13 protein-coding genes are annotated in these 13,178 nt (G+C 39.0%); 10 read left to right on the forward strand and 3 right to left on the reverse strand.

All coding sequences use genetic code 11. The features are described 5' to 3' along the window. Positions 1-3: 3 nt before the first annotated feature. From AC0N32_RS02430 to AC0N32_RS02475, 10 genes are all read left to right on the forward strand, one after another. Positions 4-195: a DUF5808 domain-containing protein gene (locus AC0N32_RS02430; protein WP_476392281.1), complete on the forward strand. Its 192-nt coding sequence runs from the start codon at positions 4-6 to the stop codon at positions 193-195. A 155-nt stretch (positions 196-350) separates the two neighbouring features. Beyond that, a complete protein-coding gene (gene lysA, locus AC0N32_RS02435) occupies positions 351-1,550 on the forward strand; it encodes a diaminopimelate decarboxylase (RefSeq protein ID WP_476392282.1) in 1,200 nt (399 codons plus the stop codon). A 174-nt stretch (positions 1,551-1,724) separates the two neighbouring features. Next, the gene (locus AC0N32_RS02440) at positions 1,725-3,458 is read left to right on the forward strand and encodes a thiamine pyrophosphate-dependent enzyme (RefSeq protein ID WP_476392283.1); all 1,734 of its coding nucleotides are present in this window, start codon (positions 1,725-1,727) and stop codon (positions 3,456-3,458) included. A 203-nt stretch (positions 3,459-3,661) separates the two neighbouring features. After that, entirely contained in the window at positions 3,662-5,101 is a 1,440-nt protein-coding gene (gene miaB, locus AC0N32_RS02445; protein ID WP_476392284.1) for a tRNA (N6-isopentenyl adenosine(37)-C2)-methylthiotransferase MiaB, read from the forward strand. A gap of 165 nt (positions 5,102-5,266) precedes the next feature. Continuing rightward, entirely contained in the window at positions 5,267-6,034 is a 768-nt protein-coding gene (locus tag AC0N32_RS02450) for a Fic family protein (RefSeq protein WP_476392285.1), read from the forward strand. 31 nt (positions 6,035-6,065) lie between these two features. Further along, positions 6,066-6,485, forward strand: a complete 420-nt coding sequence (locus tag AC0N32_RS02455) for a hypothetical protein (protein ID WP_476392286.1) — start codon at positions 6,066-6,068, stop codon at positions 6,483-6,485. Between the two features lie 76 nt (positions 6,486-6,561). Continuing rightward, entirely contained in the window at positions 6,562-7,857 is a 1,296-nt protein-coding gene (locus AC0N32_RS02460; protein ID WP_476392287.1) for a sigma-54 interaction domain-containing protein, read from the forward strand. Between the two features lie 10 nt (positions 7,858-7,867). After that, complete coding sequence (locus tag AC0N32_RS02465; protein ID WP_476392288.1) at positions 7,868-8,563, forward strand: DUF4013 domain-containing protein; 696 nt, start codon at positions 7,868-7,870, stop codon at positions 8,561-8,563. Then, a complete protein-coding gene (locus tag AC0N32_RS02470; RefSeq protein ID WP_476392289.1) occupies positions 8,556-9,080 on the forward strand; it encodes an LptE family protein in 525 nt (174 codons plus the stop codon). Before AC0N32_RS02465 ends, AC0N32_RS02470 begins: the two co-directional genes overlap by 8 nt. Before the next feature lies 1 nt (position 9,081). Further along, positions 9,082-11,181 carry a hypothetical protein gene (locus tag AC0N32_RS02475; RefSeq protein WP_476392290.1) on the forward strand — a complete coding sequence of 700 codons (2,100 nt, stop codon included), beginning with the start codon at positions 9,082-9,084 and terminating at the stop codon, positions 11,179-11,181. Between the two features lie 139 nt (positions 11,182-11,320). Here the strand turns inward: AC0N32_RS02475 and rnpA are convergent, their stop codons facing one another. The 3 genes from rnpA to AC0N32_RS02490 all read right to left on the reverse strand — a co-directional run bounded on the left by rnpA (position 11,321) and on the right by AC0N32_RS02490 (position 13,129). Beyond that, positions 11,321-11,695, reverse strand: a complete 375-nt coding sequence (gene rnpA, locus AC0N32_RS02480) for a ribonuclease P protein component (RefSeq protein ID WP_476392291.1) — start codon at positions 11,693-11,695, stop codon at positions 11,321-11,323. Positions 11,696-11,784: 89 nt separating this feature from the next. Then, positions 11,785-12,510 carry a tRNA threonylcarbamoyladenosine dehydratase gene (locus tag AC0N32_RS02485; protein WP_476392292.1) on the reverse strand — a complete coding sequence of 242 codons (726 nt, stop codon included), beginning with the start codon at positions 12,508-12,510 and terminating at the stop codon, positions 11,785-11,787. Continuing rightward, positions 12,503-13,129: a TatD family hydrolase gene (locus tag AC0N32_RS02490; RefSeq protein ID WP_476392293.1), complete on the reverse strand. Its 627-nt coding sequence runs from the start codon at positions 13,127-13,129 to the stop codon at positions 12,503-12,505. Before AC0N32_RS02490 ends, AC0N32_RS02485 begins: the two co-directional genes overlap by 8 nt. Positions 13,130-13,178 lie beyond the last annotated feature (49 nt).

The raw sequence follows: 13,178 nt of genomic DNA on the forward strand, positions 1-13,178 counted from the left end.
AATATGGAAAATCATAATGAAGATTCGTTTTGGAAATTAGGATTGTTCTACTATAATAAGCGGGATAAAAGATTATTTCCGCCTAAACGATATGGTTATGGATGGACGGTGAACTTTGCTAATCCGTTTTCAATAATCGCTTTTTTACTGATAATTACTTTACTCTTATCAATAGCAAAGCTGTTTAAAAGATAGTTAAATAAACTTTTTGAATATAGTTTAACAGTTTTTTATTCTTTAATTTTTAAAATAAAAGAATAATGTTCTATGTATTTGATTTTAAATGATAAAGAAATTCTTACTACCTTTGTATTTTCTTAATAATACAAAAGAAGTTTACTTAATTAATTATGAATTCAAAAGAATTACTGAAGATTGCCAATGAGTTTGGTACACCGGTGTATGTTTACGATGCTGAATCCATTAAGACTCAATACGAAAAACTTACATCTTCTTTTCTTAAACACACAAGGTTCTTCTATGCAGCGAAGGCGTTGACAAACATCAACATCCTGAAGTATGTCAAGAACCTGGGTGCTTCTTTGGATTGCGTGTCAATTAATGAAGTTAAGCTGGGTCTGAAAGCCGGATTCACAAAAGAAAAAATATTGTTTACCCCGAACTGTGTCGATCTTGCCGAAATCGAAGAAGCGATGACGTTCGGAGTACATATTAATATTGATAACATTTCTATTCTTGAACAGTTTGGAAATAAATACGGGAATACGTATCCTATTTTAGTAAGAATCAATCCGCACATTTTTGCGGGAGGAAACTATAAAATTTCTACGGGGCACATCGACAGTAAGTTCGGGATTTCCATTCATCAGGTTCGTCATATCGAAAGGGTGATGAAATCTACCAATCTTAATGTTGAAGGGCTTCACATGCACACCGGAAGCGAGATCAAAGATCCGGATGTATTTCTGCAGGCTTTGGATATTATGCTGGAGCTTTCGGAACATTTCCCGAATCTGAAATATCTTGACATGGGAAGCGGTTTCAAAATTCCTTATCAGGACACCGAAGAAGAAACCGATGTGAAAACGCTCGGTAAAAAAGTAGAAAAAGTAATCTCCGAATTCTCAAAATCTACAGGAAAGAAATTCGAGTTGTGGTTTGAACCGGGAAAATTTCTGGTAGGGAAAAGCGGCTATCTTTTGGTAAAAGCCAACGTCATCAAGCAGACAACCGCTACGGTGTTTGTAGGCGTAAACTCCGGATTCAATCATCTGATCCGTCCGATGTTTTACGATTCTTACCATGTGATCGAAAACCTTTCCAATCCAAAAGGAGCAGAAAGGATTTATACCGTAGTCGGGAATATCTGTGAAACGGACACCTTTGCCTGGGACAGAAAACTGAACGAAGTGAGAGAAGGCGATATCCTGGCATTCCACAATGCAGGAGCATACGGCTTTGAGATGAGTTCTAATTTTAATTCAAGACTTAAGCCTGCTGAAGTGCTCTTCTTAGACGGGAAAGCTCATCTCATCAGAAAAAGAGATGAATTTGAAGACCTGCTCAGAAATCAGATTGAAATCATTTAACAGATATGTCAAACTCCACAGAATATTGTGGAGTTTTTTTATTTAAATGAATCGGTCATATTATTTCGGACGGTGATTATTCTTAAATTTGGTAATGGCATAATCTTTACAGAGATTAATGTTGATCGTATTCCAGCTTATTCACAGATAATAAACATCAAAAAAATATTAATTATGTCCAAAAATATAGCAGAGCAGATTGTAGAAATGCTCGAAAATGCCAATGTGAAAAGAATTTACGCCGTTACCGGTGACAGTCTCAACCACCTGAATATAGCAGTAAAAAAAAGCAGTATCGAATGGATTCATGTACGACATGAAGAAGCGGGAGCCTATGCCGCGGCGGCCGAGGCCGAGCTTGATGGGTTCGCCGTATGTGCCGGAAGCTGCGGGCCGGGTCACGTGCATCTTATTAACGGAGTGTATGAAGCGCATCGCTCGCACGTTCCAATGCTGGTCATTGCTTCCACGATTCCGAGCGAGGAAATGGGAATGGATTATTTCCAGGAAACCAATACCATTAAGCTTTTCGACGACTGTAGTCATTACAACCAGATGATTACGAGACCGGAACAGGTGCAGAGAACGGTGCAGACCGCAATTCAGCATGCAATTTCCAAAAAGGGGGTCGCAGTGATCGGCTTACCCGGAGATGTTTCGGAACTGGAAGCGGAAGAAGCAACGACTTCCAACAAAATCTTTAAAACCAATCCCGTTATACGTCCTTCAGACGATGAATTAAACCAGCTGGCAAGTCTGATTAACGAAAGCAAAAAAGTAACGATCTATTGTGGAATCGGTGCGGAAAATGCAAATGCCGAAGTGGTAGAATTGTCCCAATACTTAAAAGCTCCCGTAGGGTATTCTTTCCGTGGAAAAATGGCTATTCAGCCGAACAATCCGAATGAAGTTGGGCTTACCGGTCTTTTAGGCCTTCCTTCGGCTTACCACGCAATGCATGAAGCAGATTTGCTTCTTCTGCTGGGAACGGATTTTCCGTATGAAAAATTCATGCCTGTGAAGAACAAAATTGTTCAGATTGATGAAAGCCCTGAAAGACTGGGAAGAAGGGCCAAACTGGAATTGGGACTGGCAGGGGACGTAAGGGAAACCATTAAAGCATTATTGCCTTTATTAAAAGAAAAAACAGACGTAAATTTCCTGAAACAGCAACTGGAATTCTATGAAAAAGTAAAAGAAAATCAATTGACCTACGTAAAAGATCCCGGTACGGAAAACGCTATTCAACCGGAGTTTGTAACGTATACTTTGGATAAAATGGCAAACAAAGATGCTGTATTCACGGTAGATACGGGAATGTGCTGTGTCTGGGGTGCCAGGTATATTACGGGTACAGGCGAAAGAAAAATGCTGGGTTCCTTCAATCATGGCTCTATGGCGAATGCAATGCCAATGGCCATCGGAGCTTCCCTGGCATATCCGGGAAGACAGGTGATCGCGATGTGCGGCGACGGAGGACTTTCCATGCTTTTGGGAGATATGGCCACGATATTTCAGTATAAACTTCCCGTAAAGATCATTGTTTTCAACAACAGGTCATTAGGAATGGTAAAGCTCGAAATGGAAGTGGGAGGTATGCCGGACAATGAAACAGACATGGTGAATCCTGATTTTGCCATGATTGCCCACGCCATGGGATATCCTGGCAAAAACGTTCACAAGCCTGAGGAAGTAGAATCTGCCATTAAAGAATGTCTTGATTACAATGGTCCGTATCTCCTGAATATTTTTACCAATCCGAATGCATTGGCCTTACCTCCTAAAATAGAATTTGACCAGGTTCTGGGGATGACCAAATCCATGGCTCAGCTGATGCTCGGCGGAAAAATGGAAGAAGCGCTAGATACTGTGAAGAGTAATTATAAACATATTAAAGATATTTTGTAAATTTTATAATCATAATTTGATTTCAAAAGATGATTATAAAAATGGGAAATCCTGTATTTGGGATCTCCCATTTTATTTTTATTAAATTATTGCTCTGACATTCTGTCACAATATTTTGTATCTTTGCAAATTCAGAAGTTTAAAGTTTAAAAATTTAATGTCGGAACTTTGAACTTTAAATATTAAACCTTAAACAGACTACCGTGCAGGAAAAATATATAGACGAAACAAAACAGGGAGAGGCTTTTGCTATTGCAGAAAAAGATGGGAACTCGAAGAAATTGTTTTTGGAGAGCTATGGATGTCAGATGAATTTTTCTGATTCTGAAATTGTTGCTTCTATTCTTAATGAACAGGGATATAATACCACGCTTAAGGTGGAGGAAGCTGATCTTATCCTGTTAAATACATGTTCAATCCGCGAAAAGGCTGAGCAGACCGTAAGAATGCGTCTTTCTCAATTTAAAAACCTTAAAAAAGAAAAACCCAACATGACGGTGGGGGTTCTCGGGTGCATGGCTGAAAGGCTTAAAACCAAATTCCTTGAAGAAGAGCAGTTGGTCGATCTTGTCGTTGGCCCTGATGCTTACCGGGATTTACCGAATCTTTTAAAGGAAACCGAAGACGGAAGAGATGCCATTAACGTCATCCTTTCAAAAGAAGAAACGTATGCGGATATCAATCCTGTTCGTTTAGGAGGAAATGGAGTAACTGCTTATGTTACAATTACCAGAGGTTGTGATAATATGTGTACTTTCTGCGTAGTTCCTTTTACCAGAGGAAGAGAAAGAAGCCGTGATCCGCATTCCATTTTGGATGAATGCAGAAGCCTGTGGGAAAGTGGCTATAAAGAAATAACACTTCTCGGCCAGAATGTAGATTCCTACCTTTGGTATGGAGGCGGCCCTAAAAAAGATTTTGCTAAAGCATCCGAAATGCAGAAAGCCACGGCTGTGAATTTTGCCCAGCTTCTTGATTTGGTGGCTAAAGCAGTGCCCCAGATGAGAATACGATTTTCAACATCTAATCCTCAGGATATGAGCCTGGATGTGTTCAGGATGATGGCAAAACACGACAATATCTGCAAATATGTTCATTTACCCGTTCAGAGCGGAAGCAATAATATGCTTGAAGTCATGAACAGGCAGCATACCCGCGAGGAATATTTAGAGCTCATTAAAAAAGCTAAAGAAATCGTTCCGGAAGTGGCATTTTCCCAGGATATGATCGTGGGCTTCTGCAACGAAACGGAAGAAGATCACCAGGATACCTTAAGCCTGATGAGAGAAGTGGAATACGATTACGGGTATATGTTTGCGTATTCGGAAAGACCGGGAACTCCGGCTCATAAGAAAATGGAGGACAATATTCCGGCTGATGTTAAACAGAGACGTCTGGCAGAGGTGATTGCCTTACAGGGCGAGCTGTCACGGAACAGGATGAGATCGTATGTAGGAAGAATCCATCAGATTTTAATAGAAGGAACTTCCAAGAAAAACGAAAACCAGTGGAAGGGAAGGAATTCTCAGAATGCCGTTTGTGTCTTCGATAAACTGGAAGACCAGAAAATTGGTGACATTGTGGATGTTTTTGTATTTGACAATACGCAGGGCACGCTTTTAGGGGAAACTGTTTCAAAATAAAATACCGTCGTGGATTTAACGAATGAACAACTTTTAAAAAACATTTCCGCATTGCTTGAAAATGCCAGGAATAAAGTTGCTGTTGATTTAATCGGACAATATATATGTTTAAATCTTTATTGATCGCCGATCTGAAACGCGAAAGGCAGTAGTGAAATGATTGAAATGAAATCCATAAAAGAGAAATTATTTCCTGAATATCTTCAACGGTTAAAAGATGTTTCAGAACGTTTCCATGGATTGAAAGATGCGGAAATATCTACTGAAACATTTAGCTTCTATACCTCTGTGTCTTCTGTTTTTTCAAGTAAAATCGAAGGGGAGGATATTGAATTGGACAGCTTTATCAAACATAAGGGCTTTGGGGTCGAATTCCAGCCGGATTATACGAAAAAAATTGATGATCTGTATGAAGCTTATCAGTTTGCAAAGAATAATGATTTGAATAAAGATAACATACTGGCCGCTCATCGGATTTTAAGCCGGAATATTCTTCAGCCTCATTTACAAGGTGTTTACAGGAAGAATAAAATGTATGTAATTACCGATCACGGGCAGGTAGAATATGTTGCAGCATCACCTTTTGATGTGCAGTATGAAATGGAAAAATTTCATTCGGAATTGACAGTTTTAAAAAGAGAAAAAATGGAGCCCGAACTTGTTTTTTTCTATGCTGCTCTTGTTCATCTGGTTTTTGTAAAAATTCATCCGATGAACGACGGAAACGGAAGATTGGCGAGGCTTCTTGAAAAATGGTTTATTTCGGAAAAGCTGGGCGAAAAGGCTTGGTTCCTGCAAAGTGAAAAAATGTATTACCAGCATCATCAGGCTTATTACAATAATATCAGGAAGCTGGGATGGGAGTTTGAGACCCTGGACTATGAAAAAGCTTTAGACTTTTTGTTAATGTTGCCTCAATCACTGAAAATATAAAAGCAGAAATATTTAACAGATATAATTAATAATGGAAAAATTTCAGAAATACTGTTTTGGCGTTTTGCTGGTTATCATATACAGCAATATCTCCGTACAAGCGGGTAAAGAAATTCTGCAGCATGAAGACTGTAAGGAATTTTATCAGCTATGCAGTCAGATTCTGGAATCCGGAATTGAATCACCTGCTTCTGCCGAGATAGATGATATATCTTCTTACCGGCATAAAGAAAATACGGGACATTTTACAGTAAATATATTTTCAGGTAAAAAGCAGGGCAGTGTTTACAACAATATCCCGGAGGCAGCGTGCCCAAGCATTGAAAAACACAGCCTGCTCCTCAAAAACTTCGAAAAACAAGATAACAAAAACCGCTTTGCCGGAATTTTATATTTTAAAACAAAAGTTTCAAAAGTCAGAAACAAAGATTATTTAAGTGCAATAGGTTAATTATTAAAGAGAAAATCATTAAAAAATTAATCAATATACAGGAAAACTGCGAAAAATAATCTAAAAAAACTTAGTTATGAGTAACGACTTACAAAATATAAAAAACCGTTTCGGAATCATTGGGAATTTCCCGGCCTTAAACCGTGCTTTGGAAAAAGCCATCCAGGTGGCGCCAACAGATATTTCTGTTCTGGTCATCGGAGAAAGTGGTGTCGGGAAAGAATTTATTCCTAAAATTATCCATTCAGAGTCTAAAAGAAAACATCAGCCATATATTGTCGTAAACTGCGGGGCTATTCCGGAAGGAACCATCGATTCAGAACTTTTCGGGCACGAGAAAGGAGCATTTACCGGGGCTACAGCTACCAGAAAAGGATATTTCGAGGTGGCTGACGGCGGAACCATCTTCCTGGATGAGGTGGGAGAATTGCCGTTGCAGACCCAGGTACGTTTATTAAGGGTATTGGAAAGCGGCGAATTTATGAAAGTGGGTTCTTCACAGGTTCAGAAAACGAACGTGAGAATTGTAGCGGCGACCAATGTCAATATGATGAAGGCCATCCAGGATGGGAGATTCCGTGAAGATCTTTATTACCGTCTGAACACCGTACAGATCGATATGCCGCCTTTAAGGGAAAGAAAAGGTGATATTCATTTGTTGTTCAGGAAGTTTGCTATTGATTTTGCCGAAAAATACAGGATGCCTGAGCTGGAACTCGATCCGAGCGGGGTACATTATGTTGAAAACTATACTTTTCCCGGAAATGTGCGACAGCTGAGAAATCTCGTCGAACAAATGACCGTAGTGGAAAGAGACAGGCATGTTACCGTCGAAAAATTAGCAGAATACATTCCGATGGAATCCCATCTTCCGATGGTTGTCAATGCCCCTAATAATCAGAAACAGAACGACTTCGGCAGCGAAAGGGAAATCATGTACAAAATTCTGTTTGACATGAGGAATGATATTAATGATTTAAAATCCTTAACTTCGGAACTGATAAAAAACCGTGGGACTTCTGATCTGAGCAGCCATGAGAAAAATTTAATCAACAGAATTTATACACCTGAAACACAGCAGAATGCAACGCCGAATTCTTTGCTGTATTTTGAAAATAACAACAGCAGTAACCATTCATCAATTCAGAATCCGACCATTATTTCGGAGCCGGAAAACAGCTATGAGGATATTGAAGATATCGAAATAGAAGAACACAGACCGGAATCCCTGTCACTGCAAAACAATGAAAAAGATCTGATCATCAAAGCATTGGAGAAGCATAAAGGAAGAAGGAACAGAGCGGCGGATGAACTGGGAATTTCACAAAGAACATTGTACAGGAAAATAAAACAATATAATTTAGAAGAATAAACTATTAACAATGAATTTTGAGGTAATCACAAACAAAGGCTATACTTTCAATATAGGAAAATATATTGCGGAAGGCTATGACCTTTTTAAAAAAGATGTCGGAGGTTTCATACTGGCTACATTATTGGTCTTTATCATGAGTATCATCCCGTTTTGCGGCGTATTAGCCTTGGGAAACTTTTATAAAATCTGCAGAAAAGCAGATCAGGGAGAAAAAGTGGAGGCCGGAGATATATTTGATTTTACAGATTTTGTGGTATATCTGAAATTTATAGTATTGGTTTTCCTTGTGGTTATCTTTATGATGATTCCAATGCAATTTACATTATTTCCTGTTCTAATTGCGGCCTCTGAAGAGGGTGAAAACATAAATGCCGCACTCCTTGCAGGAGGAATGGGAATCTGGTTTTTTGTGTATATATTGTTGATGATCGCATTTTCAGTATCTCTTTTCTTTGTGCAACCGCTTATTTCTCTTTACAGGGTTCAAAGTGTAAGAGAAGCTTATTCCCTTTCATGGAAACTCGTGAAAAAGAATTTCCTGCTGATCTTTTTATTTACAATCCTTGTAAGTATTATTTCACAATTGGGAGCTCTCGCATGCGGGATCGGACTGCTTTTTACCATCCCTATAGGAATCTGCATAAAATATGCGGCATATAAAGATGTCTTTGAGACACAAACCAAAAAAATTAATTATGAATAAGATAAAAATGATCTTCGGATGTATTATTCTTACGCTGTTTCAGCAATGTTACAGCTTCACTGGCGGATCGTCCCTTACAGATGAAAAAACGATCCAGATCAATGAATTTCCGAATAATGCCCCTTTGGTAAACCCAACGCTGTCTCAGCAATTCTCTACGGATATTCAGAACCGGTTTTTGCAGAGAACAACCTTAAAAGGGACCAAAGAAAATCCTGATATTCTCGTAGAAGGTGAAATTACAGATTATTCCATTACTCCTACGACGATCAGTTCTACGACGGTGCCTACGAATACGGGGGGTACTGTTCAGGAATCTCAGAATAAGCTTACGATCACAGTGAAAGTGCATTACGAAAACAGACTGCACCAGGATTTAAGTTTTGACAGAACCTATTCTGATGAAGCGGTTTTCAACAGCAATTTATCCCAGTCTGATATCGAAGGCTCTCAGGTAAAAATTGCGACCGATAGAATTATTAATAAGATATTTAACGACATTGTAGCGAATTGGTAAAATGAATCATAGAGTTTTAGAATTATTAAAGACCCCGAAAAGCATTCAGTCAGAAGATCTTAATCTTCTGGAAGAGGAAATTAATTCTTTTCCCTATGTACAAAATATCAGAGCATTGTATTTATATGGTGTGCATCTGTATGATAAAGATAATTATCAGAAAGTGCTTTCTACTACGGCAGCTTATACCACAGATAAAAAGATACTTTATCAGCTTATCAATGGCAGAATACAGCAGAAACCGAAAGTTGACGCTCCTGCTGAAGCCATAAAGGAAAAAACAATACCCGCAGAAAATCCGCTTCAGATCTTATTGCGGTCAAAGGTTTCCGTATTTCCGCTTAAAAGACAGGATGAAACTTCTGTTGTGGAAGCAAAGCCTGAAACTGATGAGCAGCCGGCACAGCCTGCCGAAAATAAAGACAGCTTTGGAGTGGCTCCGGAACCCAAACCTGAAGCAAAGGAAGTTTTTGTAAAAGGAGAACGGAACAGAATATTGTTTGAAGGAGAAGAAGATTTTCTTGAAAATGACCATGTAGAAACCATCGATCTTGAATCTACCCTGGAATCAGGTTCTATTATTACGTTCAAACCTGAAAAAGAAGTGCAGCAGGATAACGGGCGGATTGATGCTCAGGAGCATGTTGAAAAGGAGTCTCCGGATACTGATTTTACCCCTGAAACCCTTGTAGAAGAAGAGAAAATCAGTGATAATAACGAAGAGGAAAAAATACGGGATGCTTCCGAACAGAGTTTCCACGAAACGGAATCTTTTCTTCCTAAGGTTAGTTTAGCCAACAATGGAGAAAAAGAAGAGAGTCATGAGGAGCAGACTGAGGAAAGCGAAAGTCATATTAACGGCGAGGCAGAACACAATGCAGAGTTTACTCATGAGACCATCGTGGATGAAGATAAAATCTTGTCATCTGATGAAGAGAAAACGATTACTGATGATGCCGAGCTTAGTTTTCATGGAACGGAATCGTTCCTGCCTGAGATAAAAATAGAGTCTCAAAATAAACAAGAACAGGTATCTGAAATACCGCAGCCGGTTTTCAGCAAGCATGAGGATGAAATGCGACGACTGATTGAAGAGGTTGAAAGAAAAATGAAGGAAAAAGCGGCCTCCGAGAAAGTTATACCACAGGAAGAACCGGAAAATAGCAGTCACGATATCAGCTTTGCAGAAACGCAGAGTTTTGAGGTAAAACCAGCAGACTCGAAAAAAGAAGAGGAAACTGTAGAACCCGCCGAAACTATTGTTGCGGTTGACGCAGTTATTAAAGAAGAAGAACAAGAAGGAAGTAAGATCTCAGATCCTGAAAATACAGAATCCCAGGAGGTAAATTCTGCCTGGAAACCGATGTCATTTGAACCCTTCGTGCCGGATTCTTTACTGAATAAAGCTAAAGAAGTTCAACCTGCTGAAACTGAAGTTCCATTAGAAAAGGCAGAAGAAGTTGAAAAAACAGATAAACCAGAAGAGGGTTCCGAGGCTGAAGAGGTGGTTGAACCAACTGAGGAGGAGACTGCAGAACATGAAGTCGCACATGATGAAGAGAAAGAGGAAACGCAGGAAACAGCACAGGATGAGGAGAAAGAGGAAGTTCCTGTGATGAATGTTTCGTTTTTCGGTTCCGGATGGACTATCGCTCAATCTGAAAAACAGGAAGAAAACTTACAGGACAAAGAACAAAAAGCAGATGCCGAAGTTGAAAATATTGCCGTGCAAAATGGATCCGGTATCCCCGACAGCAATATCCCGGGATTCATCAATACCTGGCAGAGCTGGCTGAAGATTGACCGGTCTGAGGAATCTCCGAAAGATAAGGTTGAGATCAAGAATAAAGTGATTGAAACATTCATTGAAACCAATCCGAAAATCAGTCAGCTGAAAGAGGAAAGTAATTTTGTCGTAAAGGAAAAGGGCGACGATATTTCACATTTAATGACAGAGACCCTTGCCAATTTGTATTTTGAGCAAAAGCTTTATACCAAAGCCATCAAAGCATTCGAGATTTTGATTAAAAAAACACCTGAAAAGAAAGAGTATTATGAAGGTAAGATTCAGGAAATAAAGGATTTCAGAACTAAAGGATAAAAGTAATGAATTGCTGATATTGCCTGTCATAAGCCTTTTAGGCGTTGTTGCAGAAAATTATACAAAGAAAATAAAAAAAGAACGGGCGGGAATTTTCCGCCCGTTTTCTATGAGTAATGATGGATTCTAAATGTTCGATTCAGGGTTTTTTCTGTCCCTGGCAAAGCTTTATGAACTGTGCTTCAACCTCCTGAAACTTTTCCGGCATTTCGGAAGAAACCCAGAACAGCATAGCCATTGTCTTATCTCCGAAAGCTTCTTTAAAAAGGTCTTTATTCAGGCGGTAACATTCGCGGAGAAGTCTTTTCAGGCGATTTCTGTGAACGGCTTTTTTAAAGTATTTTTTCGAAACCGAAACCGCAAATTTTGTACGTTCAACAGGTGTCGCAGGTTTATCTTTGAGGATAATGATTCTCAAATTCCCATTTGTTTTCCATTTGCCCTTTTCGAAAAGCAAGGAAATCTCGGTGTTTTTTTTGAGTTTTTCGGTTTTGGGATATTTGAAATTTGTCATCTACGCATGTAAAGATAAGGCATATTTTATTGAAACGGATGCTGTCCGTTTTAAATAACACTTTCTGAAGGCTGTTACGGTAACGGTAATTAATCTTTTTCTATAAGATAATTAATCACTTCTGCGGCTGCATAAAGCCCGAAGATGGCAGGCATATAGCTGATGGTACCATAAAAAGATCTTTTATAATTGGTTCCGTCCGTCATTTTTAAGCTTTCCTCATCCTGTATATCGTTGGCGAAAACACAACGGACACCTTTATCGATCTTTACTTTTCTCAGCCTTTTTCGGATCTGTCTTGCAAGATGGCAATGTTCGGTTTTACTGATGTCCCGTACCAATACCTTACTGGGATCGGTTTTACCGCCGGCACCCATAGAGCTTACAATTTTTATTCTTCTTCTCTTGGCCGCTATAATTAAGCTTAATTTGGGCGTAACACTGTCGATGCAGTCCAGTACAAAATCAAAGGTGTCGGCATCCAATACTTCCTCCATTCTTTCAGGATTCAGAAATTCATTGATTTTGGTTAAATTCAGCTTAGGATTGATGTCCAGAAGTCTTTCTGCGACCACTTCCACTTTATGCTTTCCTACGGTGGAATGCAGGGCGGGCAGCTGTCTGTTGACATTGGTAATATCTACCGTATCACCATCGACAATCGTCATTTTTCCGACTCCGGCCCTTGCAAGGAATTCCGCGGCAAATGATCCCACACCTCCCAGTCCTACCACCAGAACATGGGCATTATTCAGTTTCTTTAGTCCTTCTTCTTTAATCAGAAGCTCCGTTCTTTCCAGCCAGTATTTATCCATTTTTTATTGTGTCTAAATTTTCTAAAATTTGTCTGTTTACGCTTTCCAAAGAAATTCCTTTAAGCTCCGAAACTTTTACATACAATTCTTCAATATTGAAATCGTCGTTGTCGGTCTCTAAAAAGATTTTATCTAAAGGCGTAATTTTTAAAGTATTTTGCAAAGATAAATTATACAAAAGCGCTTTTCCAAAACTCAGATAAAAATTATTTTTAAGCAGATCTTCTGCAATACTTTCTTTTTTATTAAATCCGTGAATGATCATCGGCTGTTCGGCGTATTTTTTAAAAGAAATGACTTCGTAAAACTTTCTTACACAATGGATGATCACAGGCTTTCTGATGGCATTTGAAATCCTGATCTGTTTCAGGAAAACCTCTTCCTGGATTTTCAGATCAGCCTCAGCGAAGGAATCTAAGCCGCATTCTCCTATAGCCCAGCATTTTTCGGTAATATTCGATTCAAGCCAGTCAAATTGCTTTTGAATATCAGAGATCTCAATTTCCTTCGGATGAATTCCTATTGAATAAACAATCTCTACAGGTAAGCATGGTTGGCTGAGGTTGTAGATCCCAAACGGGATATTTTTTTTATGATGATGAAAATCAAAAAAATCCATTTTCAAAAATACTATTAATTTAGATTTAATGTAAAGTTCTTAAACAAAC

The sequence above is a fragment of the Chryseobacterium endophyticum genome, from assembly GCF_056333165.1.

Coding starts and splice junctions, on each gene's coding strand:
- rnpA (WP_476392291.1), bottom strand. CDS start 11,695: ATGACAAATTTCAAATATCCCAAAACCGAAAAACTCAAAAAAAACACC.
- AC0N32_RS02465 (WP_476392288.1), top strand. CDS start 7,868: ATGAATTTTGAGGTAATCACAAACAAAGGCTATACTTTCAATATAGGA.
- AC0N32_RS02440 (WP_476392283.1), top strand. CDS start 1,725: ATGTCCAAAAATATAGCAGAGCAGATTGTAGAAATGCTCGAAAATGCC.
- AC0N32_RS02485 (WP_476392292.1), bottom strand. CDS start 12,510: ATGGATAAATACTGGCTGGAAAGAACGGAGCTTCTGATTAAAGAAGAA.
- lysA (WP_476392282.1), top strand. CDS start 351: ATGAATTCAAAAGAATTACTGAAGATTGCCAATGAGTTTGGTACACCG.
- AC0N32_RS02450 (WP_476392285.1), top strand. CDS start 5,267: ATGAAATCCATAAAAGAGAAATTATTTCCTGAATATCTTCAACGGTTA.
- AC0N32_RS02475 (WP_476392290.1), top strand. CDS start 9,082: ATGAATCATAGAGTTTTAGAATTATTAAAGACCCCGAAAAGCATTCAG.
- AC0N32_RS02460 (WP_476392287.1), top strand. CDS start 6,562: ATGAGTAACGACTTACAAAATATAAAAAACCGTTTCGGAATCATTGGG.
- AC0N32_RS02470 (WP_476392289.1), top strand. CDS start 8,556: ATGAATAAGATAAAAATGATCTTCGGATGTATTATTCTTACGCTGTTT.
- AC0N32_RS02490 (WP_476392293.1), bottom strand. CDS start 13,129: ATGGATTTTTTTGATTTTCATCATCATAAAAAAAATATCCCGTTTGGG.
- AC0N32_RS02430 (WP_476392281.1), top strand. CDS start 4: ATGGAAAATCATAATGAAGATTCGTTTTGGAAATTAGGATTGTTCTAC.
- AC0N32_RS02455 (WP_476392286.1), top strand. CDS start 6,066: ATGGAAAAATTTCAGAAATACTGTTTTGGCGTTTTGCTGGTTATCATA.